Here is a 15,408-nt window from a genome sequence, read left to right on the forward strand (position 1 = left end):
CATCTTTAATGAGACCTAGCTGGATCGCTACTAGTTCGAGACTAGTTCGAGACTGCTTTGAGACTGCTTCGGGTAAAGGTACCATTTTTCCGAAGCAATCTGCTCTCAGTCCTTATTCTGTCTCGATTTTGTCCAAGCCCGGCTACCTCCGTGCATGCTCTGAGTACAGAGCCGGATTATAACTTTTTCTGTAGTATAAAAATGTTTATCTTTAACTAACCCTATATTGGCTAAGTATGGATCCCTACAACTCGGTTGTTAAAAAAACGGCACCAACTGAAGCGCTTCAGGCTTTTGTATCTGAATATGTTTTCAGGATACTTACTGTACCAAAACATGAACCTGTGGTTAAAGCCATGCCCTTACGTGTAATGGGCTCTATTGATTTCTTTTTGGGCGACAGTTTCGAAACGATTAACTGCAATTCTAATCAGACTGAATCTTTTGCAAGATGTACCATTCGTGGTCCGCGTACACATAAAAAATATATCATTGCAATTAGTGGTCATTTTGTTTCGTTCACTATCAAATTTAAACCTGCCGGTTTGTACCGATTACTGGGTATTCCGGCAAATCTTTTTTGCAATCAGGCTATTGATGGACAGCTGTTATTTGCCAGTATATTTAAAGAAATAACCGAAAGACTGATGCCTTGTAGTGACATTAATGAGTGCATTGAAATTGTAGAGCCTTACTTGCTACAAATGGCATTAAAACACGCCAAAATTTACCCCTCTAAAGCGGTAAATCAAATGACAAGCCTGATTTTTAACAATAGAGCACCTGTATTTTTGCCTAAGGTATCGCTATCAGACAGGCAGCTGGAAAGGAATTTCGCAAAAGAAATTGGCACTACCCCCAAATTATATAGCAACATGGTTCGTTTTGAAAACCTGCTGCATTATAAAATTAATTTTCCTGATAAAAGCTGGACCGAAATAGCTTATGAGTTTAATTACTATGATCAGATGCATCTTATAAAATCCTTTAAAAAATTTCTTGATGTTACTCCAAGCGACTTTCGTGCTGGAAACTTTGCTATTTAATCAATTTTGAAACATCATTTTATGCTTAATATTCTAGCAAAGATGTCGTTTTTTTACTATTAAATTCAATTGCGCTGCTTGAAATTTGGATGTGCTTTTATTAAACATCCACCCATGAAAACTCATCAATCGCTATTATTACCAACGCTGATATTGTTGGGATTAGGAATGTTGATGTTGCTTACAGTAGCATCAATACTAAGCTGATCAGATGTTAATATGACCTCTGCAAAAAAGCTTAAATGATTCTATAACTTTTGAAGTTCTGCCATGCAGCTGAATAAACTGGAAAGTGCGAAACATCTCTATTCCTTTGATATCTACAATACTAAGTTCGTTCCTTTTTAGTTCACCAATAATAGTTTGCATGGATAAGAAAGCTGCAGCTTCTGAATGAAGAAGGTATTGTTTAATACTGACATTACTTTCTAGCTGCAGTTCAATTTTGAGGTCTTTTAGGTTTATGCCGACCTCGCTTAGTGCCTTTGATATAACATCCAGTGTACCAGAGCCATGCTCCCTAAGCACCAACGACAAGTCCAGTAGTTGCAGCGGAGTAATTTCGCCCTTGCGGGCTAGTGGGTTGTCAGACTTTGTGACCAAAACCAATTCATCGTCACTAAATTTTTCATAGTTTATCTGTGGATAATGCATCTGCCCTTCTACCATTGCCACATCTATTTTACCATCTATTACCAGTTGTGTAATAGATTCCGTATTCCCTCTGGTAAATGTAAATACGATTTCGGGATAAGCTGTTTTAAATAAAGCAAGGATTTTGGGCATGAAAGTTTGTGCCAATGTTGTGCTTGCCCCTATACGAAGGTTACCCCTTAGGCCATCACTTAACTGAGCCAGGTCGTTTTCGATAAGTAAATAAATTTCAAAGATTTTCGCGGTATGCTTTAATAAAACATTGCCCGCTGCTGTTAAGGAAATATGATTCCCGTTTCGAACAAACAAAGCAGTATTTAGCTGTTTTTCGAGCTCACGAATATGTCTGGTTACGGCAGGTTGCGTAATAAAGAGTTCGGCAGCTGCTTTGGTAAAGCTCAGTTTTAGTGCAACTGTTTGAAATACTTGTAACCTGAAATCGAATATCATAGGCACAATATATAAATATCCATAGAATTATGTAATGACCTTTAATAACTTTTTGTTATGACCTATAACTATAAACATCTTTTGCATTGGCTTCATTAATGCCATCTTTGGATAACACACAAATGAAACCTTATGTTAACTAACCAATTAAAACTCTTCGCTATTATTAGCACCACCGCCTTAATATGCAGTTGTAACGAACCGGGCAAGCACATACAACAGCATAATTTAAGCGAAACAAAACCCACTCCAGTTGTTAAAGATGTATGGCAGGCTCCTGAAGAGCACACTATACCAAAAAATTCCAAGGGCGAAATGATTCGCTATGGTAAAGATTTGATTGTAAATACCTCTGCCTACTTTGGCCCTAAAGGAAGATTGGGTAAATTTACCAATGGATTGAATTGCCAAAATTGTCATTTAGATGCAGGCACCAGGATATTCGGTAATAACTATGCTGCTGTGATGAGTAGTTACCCGAAGATTACTGCTCGCTCAGGGAAAATAATCAGCCCCGCAGCACGAATTAAAGGTTGTTTTGAGCGTAGCCTGAATGGCACAATGCCAGATTCTACATCCAAAGAAATAAGAGCAATGCTGGCTTATATGGAATGGCTTAATCAGGGTGTTAAAGAACCTGAAGGCATGTATGGAAGGGGTACAGAAAAAATAGCCGTGCTGGATCGCCCTGCCGACCCTAAGAAAGGCGCATTGCTATATTCCTTAAAATGCAGAAGCTGTCATGGCGAAAATGGAGAAGGTATTGCTGCAGCTGGAGGCAAGACCTTTGTTTATCCACCATTGTGGGGTAAACTAAGTTATAATGATGGCGCCGGACTTTATCGCCTCTCTAACTTTGCGGGTTTTATTAAGAACAATATGCCTTTTGGTGCTTCTTACAAAAATCCGATATTAACAGACGAGGAATCATGGGACATAGCGGCTTTTGTTAACTCGCAGGCACGTCCTCACAAAGATCAACACAAAGACTACCCCGATTTAAAGAAGAAACCTGTAGATGCTCCATATGGGCCCTACGGAGATCAATTCTCGGAAAAACAACACAAATATGGCCCATATCAACCAATTAAAAATGCACACAAAACAAAAACATAAATGAAAAATCTAACCAAGTACATCTTTGCAATATTTGCAATCTTATTATTCACTGCCATCAAACCGGCCATGGCTCAAAACAGTCAGGAATTTCAACCGGCAAAAAGCAAGAACAAACAATATTATGCGCTTTATGCATTAAATAGCGGTGATGAGCAAAAGATAGCCGGAACATTAAGAAATATTAAAAACGCGTTGGAAGATCCGCGCTTAAAGGGAAAACTTCATATTGAGCTTATTGCCTTTAGCGGAGGCGTAGCAGTGTTCGATAAAAAAGGTCCCTTTAAAGAAACTTTACTCGATTTAAAATCTCGTGGAGTAGATCTTGTTCAATGTGAAAATACAATTAGGGAGCGCAAAATTGAGAAGAGCTCTTTGTATGATTTCATTAACTATGCGCCGAGTGGTAATGGTGAAATTATTTTGCGCCACTATGAAGGATGGGCAATTGTACATCCATAAATATTCTTTAAAATGAAGGTTTAACCCAACAATAATGAGCAAATTAAAACTAATCATATTTATACTAACAATAGTATTTTTTAACAACACTACTGTAATGGCTCAGGATCATCGTTTCGATCCGCCATGGAATACACCTCCCGATGCAAAGGTGCAGTTTACAATTCCCGGGATTGATAATGTCCCTGATATTTATGGCGACATAAATGACCCTCAGCTGGTTGTATTTTTTGCCGGCAACCAGTTTATGGTTATTGATGATTTGATGAAATCATTTAAGCTTAAATACCCGCAGTATACCCGGGTGCTTGCAGAAACCCTTCCTCCTGGTATTTTAGCAAAGCAGATTGAAGCAGGTAGCATTGTTATTGGCAACATGCGGATAACATTAAAGCCAGATGTATACACTGCCGGCAAAAGCAGAATTGATGAAAGTAAGGACTGGTTTAGCAGAACTGGGCTTTATGCTAAAAATAAACTGGCTATAATGACCCGAAAAGGAAACCCAAAGCAAGTAAAAAAGCTGGCTGACCTGGGCCGCAGCGATGTGCGTGTGAGCATGCCTAATCCTGAATGGGAAGGAATTGGAAAACGCATTGAGGAAGCTTCTAGAAAAGTAGGTGGAGATGCGCTTAGAAACACCATAATGGAAACTAAAGTGAAGGATTCGACAACATACCTTACTCAAATTCATCATAGGCAAACACCCATGCGCATTTTATATGAGCAAAGTGATGCAGGGCCTGTTTGGTATTCTGAAGTACATTATCAGAAAATGATTGGTCACCCGATTGAGTACATTGAGATTCCCGAAAACGAGAACATCAAGGCTCAGTACTATGCCGGTCAGCTTAAAAAAGCGCCGCATCCTAAAGCAGCTAAAGATTTTATGGATTTTCTTGTAAGTAAAGAGGCCCGTGCCATTTACAGCAAGTACGGATTTGAACTCCCTTAACCGGGAGTTCAAATTTTATTAATTTTCTTCTTTAAGCGGGCTCACTTTAATGGATTTGAATTTCACTTCACCATGCTTGGCGTAAAACCATAAAAACCCGCCTCTTTGTTCTGGAGTACGGTTTACAATGCATCTTTTGTTGTCAATTGAAACATCTATAATATCGTCTTTCACTATTATATCAAGCTTAATGGTTTTGTTTAAACCGCTAACAGCTCTGATCATTGTATTACCAAGGCTTACGGTTTGATTATTTGGTGAGAAGTTTAGTCGGTAACCAGCCTCTGCTTTTTCGCGTGATCTTAAGTACAGTCCATACTCATCAACCGAACCAGCTGTTTCTATTTCCATAGTAATCCGGCTATTTAATGGAATAGCCGCTGCATGGGCTGCTCCTACTCCATTAGGTGCTTTAATTGAAATACTGTTTTTGCTGACAATAGAAGCGTGCAGATCGGCAACCAGATCAGGTTGAATCTCTGTTCCAGTTTCAGGGATCATCTCGGCCGGGAACTTTGAACTTAGTGTCCCGTCTGCTTCCTGTATAATTTCGCGAAAGATGGCATTGCCGCCAAACCTTTCTCCACCATCATCCTTGTTTTGATCTCTTGAAGGAATCCATGCGGCTGCAATACGTCTGTTGTCTTTAAACTCAGCAGTCTTAACAACATTTGTCCACGACTCATTGATGGTTTGGTAACGAGGCTCTTCCCAAGGGCCATAAGGACTTTTAGATTTTACGTAATAGGTATCTCCATTGTCGCCATATACCAAATAATACCAGCCATTCCATAAGAAATAATCCGGGCACTCTGGTACTGATGATTGTCCGGTTAATACCGGGTCAAGTACAATCCAGTTCTTTAAATCTTTAGAAGTAAGGTGTACCAAAGCGCCTCCGGCGTGCCTCAATACAGAATTCTCTTGCCAGCTGGATACAAATAAATGAAACTCTCCTGTTTTCTCATCAACAAACACCTTTGGGTCCCGGAAATCTCTTTTGCTATAACCCGGAGCTGAGGTATAAAACGGGTTTGGTTTTTGCTTGTCGAAGTTAACACCATCAGGGCTTATTGCGTAACTCAGCTGTTCGTTTACCTGTCCTTCCTTGTTGACTAGCCGTGTTGCATAAAAAGCATAGTATTTATTTTTATAATACACGATGGAACCTGTACAGATGGATTTTTCCCACTCCTCATCAATTCCAAGCACTACTGGATGTTGCTTCCAGGTTTTTAGATCTGTTGTGGTACTTAAAGCCCATTGATGGCCTCCTAATCCTTTAAGGCTTGCATGGTGTGCGGAGTCTAGAAGCCAATAAAACGAGTAAGTGCCGTTTCGCGAAAAAGGCATGCAATCACCAACAAACAAATCGCCTTTAGGCCTCCAGTATTGAAGGTTCTTAGTGCTTTGAATTTTAGGATCGTACCGCACACCAAGCTGTGCCATAAGGCTATTGGCCGCAAAAACGATTAGCATTAATAGTAAACATCTTTTCATATGTGTTGTTTAAAGTAAGGTTCTTATTTGGTTTTACCTAAAGCCATACCAATAAGTTGTAGCAGCACAGTCGGCTTCGCCATGTGCCCAGCCCAACATTTCCAGATCATATTTAAAGTCTGTTTTAAAAGTTACGCCATCAAGATTCCTTGTTCTGGTAAAAGTATTGTGACCATAAGAATCTTCGGTATCGGCCCGAGGTGCATTGGCAAAAGGAGATTGATAAAGCACCACAGGAGCCCATGAAGTATTGTAATAATCTTCGGCTCCTGTGCCAAATTCTGAAGGGAAGGTTTCGCCGTCTACATATAGCTTCTGATCACCCTCACCATACCAGGTATGCATGTGATTGAATACTGCAAAACTATCTCCAAGGAAGATGCCTTTGCCTTTAATTTTGCTAAGCTGCCATTCAATAGCTCCGGATGTCTCATCCCATTTCTTTATCGGAACCTTTTCTGAAAACTTCCAATGTGCATGAAAATACATACTGTTACTATTCCATGAATAAGGCTGACTGATTGCTTTTAATGTGATGGAAACCGACTGATCGCTCTGGTTTTCTAATGATACAGTAGCTGATTTCTGATAAGGCATTGTCCACCTGGATATAATTTTTCCATCGCCAGTAACAGTTCTATACCAACTTTGCAAAGGCCTGCCACCTACTCCTGATCCTGAAAAATCACCTATCGGACATTCAACACTTTGCTCGCCATCAAACTTGATCTTAAGTATGGTTGATCTCAACAGCTTCTCTAGACTTTGATTATCCTGCGTTGAAACTTCAATGCTTAAGAATTTAACTGCATTTGTTCCCTTGGGCAGGTTTACAGATGCCGTTTGCTTTGGCAGAATAGTTTGATTTATTAATGACTGTTTTCCTTTACTAACATTAACAGGATTTAAAAGCTGCGTGTTAACTTTATCTAGTAAAGTGGTTAAACTCCTAGCCTCCTTTAAACTAAATGTTCTGACGGTTGTACTTGGGTCATATTTGCGGAAATTGATTTGATAATATCTGGGTTCCTTTATTTCGGGTTGTGCATCTTCCCAGGTAACCTTACAGTGTTTTGCGTAAGGCATGGGTAGATAAAGTGTACTGCCTCCTTTTTCTAATGGTTGATAACTGGAATGAGGGATTAATAAGGCTGGGCCCGGTTTTAGGTCGATCTTCATCAGATCGTAAGATGGTATAACAATTTCCGGTATGGGATTGTTATCAAAATAAATTCTCAGTTTGCCCGCTCTTTTAAAAGTGGTTAGCCAGAAACGCACCAGTGCACCGGGGCCTTCCTGATCGAGCATAACATATTCTTTATGCCCTTCATTCTGCTCTACCCTTATAAATTGTGAGTTATCGCCATTGGCAAACCATCCTGGTTTATCCGGCGAAATGGAATGACGATCGTAACTGCTGGCCTGCCCTGCACTGTAATAAGGCTTGGGCCAATAAGTAACAGCATTAAAATCTGTCATTTCTTTAAGCAGTGAGGCTGTGGATACCGTTTGTGCGTGTCCAATAAATCCGCCAGCTATCAATAATATTATTAAAAAACCTGTTGTAAATTTTTGCATATGATTAAATCGCTCTACTTTTTACCAGAAAAATCAACCTGCACAGTATTCTTAATTGGCTTTATCCTGAAAACTGTTTTATCATCTGGCTTACTAAAGGTACCTTTAATTGCTGTAATAGAATAGTCCATTCCTTCAAACTGGCAATCAATTTTATTGGCATTGATTGCTTTAAACGGAAGCACAGCATTTTCTGCAGCAGTCATATCCAAGAACCAGTTGATAGGCTTGCCACCTTTAACACTTAATGTCATTTGCCTTTCATCAATATCCATAACCAACGATGCACCCTTGTCTTTTAAAGGCCATATGATGTGTAATTTTCCTGTAGCCGGGCTTTCGATAACAGGATTCCCTCCTTCAAGCAATACTTCTTTGCCATTCTCCAGGGCTTTAAAACGCATACCCGCTATAGTGCCGGGCTTACTCCAGATATAACCGTCTACAAAAGGAAGTGTAAAAAAAGAGCACTCATTAGAGGTTGCTTTATCTTTGGTATAAACAGAAGGGAATTCCTCATTAAACAGGTGAATATCACGAAAGTTTAAAGATCCGTTTTCCCACAATAAGTTAACCCTATAGAACCTGCTGTTGAACCACACAGTTTTCCGGTTGCTTCCCGGAAGGTCTGTATTTACTGTAACAGAAGTTGCCGGGGTTACTTTATAATTATCTTTAAACCACTGTCCGGATTCTGCCAATGTTTCTACTTTTACTTTGTTCTCGTCTCTAAGTTTTGCAATTAACGGTAACTGAATCTGAAAACCTTTTGACATTGCATCCCAGGTAAACGAATTCTCCTGACCCGCCTGAGTGTAGGCAAATTCCATAGATTCTCCTTCAACAAATTCTTTAAAGAACCAGTTTACCCAGGTAGAATCTCCTCCGGCATCAGGATAAACAGGCTCAAGTGTAATTACCCCTTGTCTGTCGGTACCTAAACCATTGTCGTATTGACGGATCGGATCGCTTCCAAGCATTCTGAAAATGGGAACAGGTAATTGGTTCTTTTCATTTTGTGCCGGCATGTACGAATTTATTTTGCTTGGGTAATAAGCCTGATTCCAATAGCCACCCCATAAGGTATAGCCATCTGTACCTACCTGATCTTTACAATTGCTGGAGGCTATAATATGATATTTTTCGTACAGGTAATTTAAGGTATGAGAATCAATGAACCAAGAGCCTACGGATTTAGGATAATATCCAAATATGCTTTTAAAATCGGCCATGTACACATCGGCCAGTTTCTCACGCTCTTCTGGAGAATACCCTGTAGAAAAACCAATATCCGCATGCCAGTCCCAAGGATAACGTCCACGCCATTTCAGTCCGGCTTTCTCTACCATTGGTTGTGGAATTTCCCACCATGCACCAATTTCGAAAGCATCCTTAGGTAGGCTTTTTAGCAGCTTTTGATAACGGCTGTCCATCAGTGCATCATACTGTAATAGGAAAGTCCCACCTAAACGGTACTTCTTCATCATTTCTACTTGCTTAACTACCGTTTGATAAAGCACATCCTCAGTAATCTTTGGATCTCTGGGTTCTAGCAAACGGATAAAATTCACAATATTGATGATTTTTGGTTTTGGTTTTTCTTTGGTATGACCAGAAAATGGACTTGCAATACCTGCAAGGAAGCAAAGTAAAAAAAGGAATCTTGTTCTCATTGGAATATAAATGGTTTTCATCATTACCACAAATTTAACGCTATGAAATCCTTAGCCATCCTGTACTGTTCTGGCCTGATAAGCAAGTATCAAAAAGTATAAAGAAAATGTTCTTTACTATAAAAGCGCTATTTTGATTTACGGTTAGCTTTGATAGATATACCCAAAATTTATAATGATGAGATTTATCCTACTACTTTCCTTTTTTCTGTTCCTTTTTCAAGACACCTGTTTTTCTATTGAAATAGAGAACCGTGATATTAAGCATAATGTTAGTGTCAAAACAATTACAATCACTGTTCCTGATAAAAAAACATCAATTACAATTGATTATTCAAATGGCTGTGTAATTAAACAATTGAGTTTAAATGGGAAAAATACGCTTTCTCCGTCAGGGGTTTATACAGGAATCAGAACCAGTAATGCAACCTTTTCTTCGGCCGATGATAATAAGCATATCACGCTTACTAAAAACGCGAATGGGATAACGTTAAGTGGCATTAGCTATGGAAATGGCACAATTTCAGTGAAAGAAGTGTGGGATTTCAAATTGAATGGCAACAAGATAATTTGGGATATCACACGTGATTACAATAATGCTGCTAGTCTGGAAGATATGGCATTTCCTAAATGGAATTTTACTGACCTATCTGTTTGGAAAGGGGGAATTATGGATAATGGTGGCATGGTTTGGTGTAAATACCTTAAACAGGTAAACGATACGTATGGCGTGCATACAGGCGGAGTAACTTTCTGGAATACCGAATCTGGAGATGCATTGCGTATTACAGCAAAAACTGATAAAGGCAAGGAGATTGCTTCAAAGTATTCGCATAGCGAGAAAAATGAGTTTACCTGTACGCAATTAGTAACAGATACACAACTGAAACAGCGATACGACTTAAGCAGGTTTGTGTCGGGCAAGGCCGATGTATTTGCTCCTTTTGAAGTTAAAAAAGGAAAACTTAAAGTAAGTTTTGAACTGCAATATGTGGATTATAACCGCGAATATTCAAGGGGAACCTTGGCGGGTATTGATGCCGTGGCAGTACGGGAACTGCTAAACACAACCGGGCGATATGGTGTAGTAGATAACAATATAATAGGTGCAAATGGCTGGTTAACGAATTGGAAATGTTTGCATGAGCCTTTCTTTGCACAGATCGGGATGGCGGTAAATGACCCGAACTATACCAACAACATGTCGGCAACACTAGATCAGGAGCGGGACCAGGCCATGCTTGGTGATGGCCGTGTTTTATCGCGCTGGCACAATGCTGCTGGTGATGAGATACCGGGAACATATAATTCTAAGACCGGATATTATGAAGCAATGTGGGGCTATACAATAGACTCTCAAACAGGCTACGTGATTAATACCAGCGAGCAATTTGATTTAAACGGAAATGTTGATTGGTTGCGGTCTCATCAATTGAGTGTAGAAAAAGCCTTGGATTGGCTGATCAAACGCGATTCGAATAATAATGGGATTTTTGAGATGATGAATGATGGCATTGCCGATAAAAAAGCAAGCGACTGGTTAGATATTGTGTGGGCAAGTTTTGAGAATTCTTTTGTAAATGCACAGATGTATGAAGCATTGACCCTATGGTCTAAATGCGAAAGGATATTGGGCAACCAGCAAAAATCAGATCACTATTTGGCCATAGCTTCGCGCCTAAAAACCGCTTTTAACAAGCCGGTTGAGAAAGGTGGATTTTGGTCGGCGGCTAAACAGCAGTATGTATATTGGCGAGACAAAGATGGCTCTGTACATGGCGATAATCTGGTTACACCAGTAAATTTTGCGGCTATAGCGTTTGGTATATGCGATGACCCAAAAAGAATAGCGTTGATCCTTGATCAGATAGAGTACAGGTCTAAAGCTGAGAATCTTTTTCACTGGCCATTGTGCTTTGATTCTTTTAAAAGAGAAGAGGTTAGTGAGGGCAACTGGCCTTTCCCAAAATATGAAAATGGTGATATATTTCCAACCTGGGGATACCTTGGTATAAGGGCTTATGCTAAATACGATAAGGCTATTGCACTTAAATACATCAATAACTTGCTGGACCAGTATAAAAAGGATGGGCTCTCTTCTCAGCGGTATAGCAGAACTACTCAACTTGGATTGGGTGATGATATTTTGGCTGGCATAAGTACAAGTATTACAGCTTTATACAGGGATATTTATGGAGTCAGGCCAAGATGGAACAGGATGGGATTGGAACCGAATATGAGTAGCACGCTAAATGGAACCAAATTCTCTTATACAAACCGCAACACAGTTTATAACCTGGAACTGAGCGTTAACAACTATTTAATGCGCACCAATGGTTTTTCAATAAAAAGCAAAGAGAGCTTTGGTGCAAATAAGGCAGGTAATATACTTACTTATTATCCGCACAATGACGATGTGATGTTGCTTCAGATTAATTCCGCAAGCAATCGTAGCATAAACATGGAGATTAATTCATGGGATGCTAATGCATATTCATGGACCGTTACCTCGCCTGACAAATATCTATTTACAATCAAGGGGCTGGCTCCTGGCAAAAAGTATGAATTAGCTATAAATGGAGTTGCTAAGCATTTTACATCAAAAAATGACGGTAGCTTTTCAATAGAGCATACTTGCAAGTCGACCACTAAATTTGCGGTAAAATAACCTTACATATGTAACAGCATTAAAGTAAAAATACTGGTTTTCAGTGATTGACCAGACAGATCTCACTGATTAAATTTAATTTCTAAAACTTTAGAGCGTAAAAATCCAAATAAATATTACTGGTTTTTACAATTTTCGTTTAAGTCAAGAGTTAAATTATGAGTAAAACTACTGACCAGTTTAGTGAATATGTGAACACGCTTTTCCTAGAAAATGCGACGAAAGAAGCGCTTACTTCTCCGGATTTATATCATTCGCATAGCTTTTATCTTAACTTAATTCCCCTTCTTACAGAGAATGGGAAAAATGATATTAATATACCGGCAGCCAAACTTGAAAAATTAGGCATCGCCAGCTACCTTTATTTTAGGGCACTATTGGTTTATGACCATATGACTGATAGCCAGACGGAAGCGACAGAGAAGAAAACAAATCTTTATCTTTTTTTTAGTTTTTTCGAGAGATCAGCAGCAGAGCTGGGGAGGCTGTACGAGAATAGCAATCCGTTCTGGCAGTACTTTGAAGCCTGCAAACTAGAGTACTTCAGCACCACCTTGTTAGAAAAACAATGGTCACAAAAAAGACCCGCAATTACTGAAGTAGTATTTAAAAAAATTGCTTCCGGTAAGTCTGCAGTATGTAATGCCATTGTTTATGCATTGAATGGATTGATGCCTAAGGATTTTCAGCATACTCCTGATTGGTTAGAATGTCTGCAGCACTTGCATATCGGATTTCAATATCTTGATGATCTCGACGATTTTAAAAAAGACGGAATAGAACAACAATGGACATATACCCACAGCCAGGTTGAGGAAGCAATTAAAGAACAAGGGCATGATCTATCGGCGGTTTCAAGTGACGCTAAATACCGCTATCTCTTTCTTTCAGGCATAGCTGTAAGAAATTTAGAGAATGCCATTGACCATTTTCGGCTTGCAAAAACAATAGCTGCAAAAACACAGCTTCACAGGCTTGTGACATTTATCACAAGCAAAGAAGAAAGATGCCGTAACCAGATACGGGAGATAAGTCTGCTTATTGAGAAAACAAAGGACAAGGCCAAAAAAAGCACCGATCATTTACAGGCCAGAACAATACAGCACTCAACCACTGCAGGAATAGATTTTATGGCGGGCTCCTTACAGGAGGATGGTTACTGGCGCGATTTTCTGACCTCGGCCGGCTTTGGCAGAGATTGGATTACAGCTTATGTTGTTCTGCAGCTTTCGGATATACCCGGGAACGAAGCATTGATAGCAAAAGCATCAGAACAATTACTTTCCCGAACCGGAGCGGCGTATAATGAAAATATCATCGCTGACGCGGACTCTATTAATTTTTTTATATGGATGCAAAATAACAGGGGGGTTAATGTACCGGAGGCGACCGTGGTTAACTGGCGCTCGTTTATGCATAGTAATGGTGGGTGGGCGACTTATAACAATGAATTATCGCTGCGGGAAAAGCTCGGTTTAGACAAAGGTGTAAGCGTTGCAGGTTGGTTAATGCCTCATAACTGTGTGTCGGCTGTAGCTGCCTGTGTATTATCTTTTATGGAAATCAATGAGGCTTATGACGATACAATTGGTTATTTACTCAAACAACAACACGATGAAGGATATATTTCATCGTACTGGTGGACAAGTCCAATCTATGCCACCTCATTTAGCCTAATGGCACTTAGTAAGACAAAGAAACATGCAGATGCTGCGGCAAGGATGGCATGCTGGTTAAGTAATATACAAAACTCAGATGGTTGCTGGTATAATCCTGCCGTAAATGAGCCCAGTGCATTGTATACCGCGCTAGCCATGAAAGCACTACTACAATTCAACGATAAGCACTATACAGAAGAGATACAGAAAGGTGCAGAATGGCTTTTAAGAAACCAAACCGGCGACGGTAGCTGGCCCACCAACCGGGTATTGTTACTTCCGGCAACAAATGTTATCCAGTTAGAAACTGTTGAGCAATGGCGTAAAAGCTCATTTGGCGTGAATGTAATAATAGACGATCATAATCGTGTTTTCACTACGGCTACAGTATTAAATACGTTGCATTTGTACGAACAAAAATATTCCCTGATCCATGCTAGTTAAAGACCTCTCTCTTTCAGAAACAGACAATAGCCGATGGGTATTAAAAACCATGGATGGCCGCCATATGCTGCTTAATCAGGCAAGCGCGACGCTAGTGCAGCTACTTCAGAAACATCATGATTATGAAGCAGCTGTACAGGCCTTTAACCTGCATTTTAATACAGACCTGAGTACCGAAACATTTCGTCAGCTTACAAAGGAAAAGCTGTCTGGCCTTCAAATACTAACAGAAGAAGAAAATGGTAAGGTTCAGAAAAAAGGGAAATACCTGCATCTGCAAGTGCCATTTTTTTCACCTTCGGTAGCAGGAGCTTTGTCGGCCCCCTTTCGTTTCCTGTATTCACCACGTTTATTTTTCGTGTTGATCAGTATACTTGCGGGAGTAATTGCCTGGATATTGATTAGTTATCCGTCGCAGCAGGCCTTCGAATGGACAAATGTCAACCTGTTACTTCTCGCCTGTTTGGTTTATCCTTCGGTGCTTATACACGAACTTGGGCACATCGCGGCCTCTCGTGCAGCGGGCGTGGAACATGGGGAGGTCGGTTTTGCCTTTTATCTTATTTTTCCTGTGTTGTATTCAGATGTAACCAACATTTGGCAGGTGCCTAAAAAGCGTCGTATTATAGTAAATCTGGCGGGTGCAACCAATGAACTCCTTTATGCTGTTTGTCTGTTTCTGATTTTTTATTTTACAGGCAACAAAACCCTGCTAACCGCCTTTTATCTCATCAATCTGAAAATATTGTTCGAACTGAATCCTTTTGTGCGTATGGATGGTTACTGGGTATTTTCAGATATTACCAATACACCAAATCTGCTGCCAAAGGCAAACAAACTGGTGAAGGACGTTTTCGGAGCAGTTTTCTCACGCAGCAAACATCTGCCGGCTGCGTTTAGCCGAACAGATAAATGGCTAATTATTTACGGTATGGCTAACACTGCTTTTATTCTGATTTATATGGGATTTATGCTTGTAAGCCACTTTGATAGTATAATTCATTTTCCGGCTATCCTGTTAGATCTGTTTATGAAAATGATAAGAATGGAACTTTCATTCAACAACTTGAAAAGTGAATATCTTTTTGTATTTATTTTTTATTGGTTAGTGGGGAGGATGTTATACCATTTTATTTTAAAAAACTCGCGGGTTACGTCAGCAAAGCTAGGCCGGGTGGCTTACTGATGTCTATCTAATTTCATC

General features: G+C 39.8%; 11 protein-coding genes. 7 read left to right on the forward strand and 4 right to left on the reverse strand.

The features are described 5' to 3' along the window. Positions 1-236 precede the first annotated feature (236 nt). Positions 237-1,046 (forward strand): helix-turn-helix domain-containing protein, encoded by an 810-nt coding sequence (locus HQN86_RS14835; protein ID WP_172661680.1) that lies wholly within the window; start codon positions 237-239, stop codon positions 1,044-1,046. Positions 1,047-1,253: 207 nt separating this feature from the next. On the opposite strand, the gene HQN86_RS14840 is transcribed toward HQN86_RS14835, so the two are convergent. Next, on the reverse strand, positions 1,254-2,150 hold the full coding sequence (locus tag HQN86_RS14840) for a LysR family transcriptional regulator (protein WP_172661681.1): 897 nt from the start codon (positions 2,148-2,150) through the stop codon (positions 1,254-1,256). A gap of 132 nt (positions 2,151-2,282) precedes the next feature. Between HQN86_RS14840 and HQN86_RS14845 the strand changes: the two genes are divergently transcribed. The 3 genes from HQN86_RS14845 to HQN86_RS14855 are packed head-to-tail and all read left to right on the forward strand — an operon-like array spanning position 2,283 to position 4,683. Then, complete coding sequence (locus HQN86_RS14845; RefSeq protein WP_172661682.1) at positions 2,283-3,266, forward strand: c-type cytochrome; 984 nt, start codon at positions 2,283-2,285, stop codon at positions 3,264-3,266. Next, entirely contained in the window at positions 3,267-3,728 is a 462-nt protein-coding gene (locus HQN86_RS14850; protein ID WP_172661683.1) for a DsrE family protein, read from the forward strand. It begins immediately after the preceding gene. Between the two features lie 34 nt (positions 3,729-3,762). Next, positions 3,763-4,683 carry a molybdate ABC transporter substrate-binding protein gene (locus tag HQN86_RS14855; protein ID WP_172661684.1) on the forward strand — a complete coding sequence of 307 codons (921 nt, stop codon included), beginning with the start codon at positions 3,763-3,765 and terminating at the stop codon, positions 4,681-4,683. An 18-nt stretch (positions 4,684-4,701) separates the two neighbouring features. Here HQN86_RS14855 and HQN86_RS14860 read toward each other — a convergent pair whose 3' ends face one another. Genes HQN86_RS14860 through HQN86_RS14870 form a run of 3 tightly spaced genes read right to left on the reverse strand, consistent with a single transcriptional unit; the run spans position 4,702 to position 9,458 of the window. Further along, complete coding sequence (locus tag HQN86_RS14860) at positions 4,702-6,183, reverse strand: family 43 glycosylhydrolase (RefSeq protein WP_172661685.1); 1,482 nt, start codon at positions 6,181-6,183, stop codon at positions 4,702-4,704. A gap of 33 nt (positions 6,184-6,216) precedes the next feature. Then, the gene (locus HQN86_RS14865; protein ID WP_172661686.1) at positions 6,217-7,761 is read right to left on the reverse strand and encodes a glycoside hydrolase family 172 protein; all 1,545 of its coding nucleotides are present in this window, start codon (positions 7,759-7,761) and stop codon (positions 6,217-6,219) included. A gap of 14 nt (positions 7,762-7,775) precedes the next feature. Then, on the reverse strand, positions 7,776-9,458 hold the full coding sequence (locus HQN86_RS14870) for a hypothetical protein (protein WP_216854413.1): 1,683 nt from the start codon (positions 9,456-9,458) through the stop codon (positions 7,776-7,778). A gap of 151 nt (positions 9,459-9,609) precedes the next feature. Between HQN86_RS14870 and HQN86_RS14875 the strand changes: the two genes are divergently transcribed. The 3 genes from HQN86_RS14875 to HQN86_RS14885 all read left to right on the forward strand — a co-directional run bounded on the left by HQN86_RS14875 (position 9,610) and on the right by HQN86_RS14885 (position 15,390). Then, entirely contained in the window at positions 9,610-12,102 is a 2,493-nt protein-coding gene (locus tag HQN86_RS14875; RefSeq protein ID WP_216854414.1) for a glucosidase family protein, read from the forward strand. A gap of 158 nt (positions 12,103-12,260) precedes the next feature. Beyond that, a complete protein-coding gene (locus HQN86_RS14880; protein ID WP_172661687.1) occupies positions 12,261-14,204 on the forward strand; it encodes a prenyltransferase/squalene oxidase repeat-containing protein in 1,944 nt (647 codons plus the stop codon). After that, positions 14,194-15,390: a site-2 protease family protein gene (locus HQN86_RS14885; protein ID WP_172661688.1), complete on the forward strand. Its 1,197-nt coding sequence runs from the start codon at positions 14,194-14,196 to the stop codon at positions 15,388-15,390. The genes HQN86_RS14880 and HQN86_RS14885 overlap by 11 nt, the downstream gene beginning before the upstream one ends. The last annotated feature ends 18 nt before the right edge of the window (positions 15,391-15,408 follow it).

This window comes from Pedobacter panaciterrae, assembly GCF_013204795.1.
Classification (GTDB): Bacteria; Bacteroidota; Bacteroidia; order Sphingobacteriales; family Sphingobacteriaceae; genus Pedobacter; species Pedobacter panaciterrae.

Coding starts and splice junctions, on each gene's coding strand:
- HQN86_RS14835 (WP_172661680.1), top strand. CDS start 237: ATGGATCCCTACAACTCGGTTGTTAAAAAAACGGCACCAACTGAAGCG.
- HQN86_RS14840 (WP_172661681.1), bottom strand. CDS start 2,150: ATGATATTCGATTTCAGGTTACAAGTATTTCAAACAGTTGCACTAAAA.
- HQN86_RS14845 (WP_172661682.1), top strand. CDS start 2,283: ATGTTAACTAACCAATTAAAACTCTTCGCTATTATTAGCACCACCGCC.
- HQN86_RS14850 (WP_172661683.1), top strand. CDS start 3,267: ATGAAAAATCTAACCAAGTACATCTTTGCAATATTTGCAATCTTATTA.
- HQN86_RS14855 (WP_172661684.1), top strand. CDS start 3,763: ATGAGCAAATTAAAACTAATCATATTTATACTAACAATAGTATTTTTT.
- HQN86_RS14860 (WP_172661685.1), bottom strand. CDS start 6,183: ATGAAAAGATGTTTACTATTAATGCTAATCGTTTTTGCGGCCAATAGC.
- HQN86_RS14865 (WP_172661686.1), bottom strand. CDS start 7,761: ATGCAAAAATTTACAACAGGTTTTTTAATAATATTATTGATAGCTGGC.
- HQN86_RS14870 (WP_216854413.1), bottom strand. CDS start 9,458: ATGATGAAAACCATTTATATTCCAATGAGAACAAGATTCCTTTTTTTA.
- HQN86_RS14875 (WP_216854414.1), top strand. CDS start 9,610: ATGATGAGATTTATCCTACTACTTTCCTTTTTTCTGTTCCTTTTTCAA.
- HQN86_RS14880 (WP_172661687.1), top strand. CDS start 12,261: ATGAGTAAAACTACTGACCAGTTTAGTGAATATGTGAACACGCTTTTC.
- HQN86_RS14885 (WP_172661688.1), top strand. CDS start 14,194: ATGCTAGTTAAAGACCTCTCTCTTTCAGAAACAGACAATAGCCGATGG.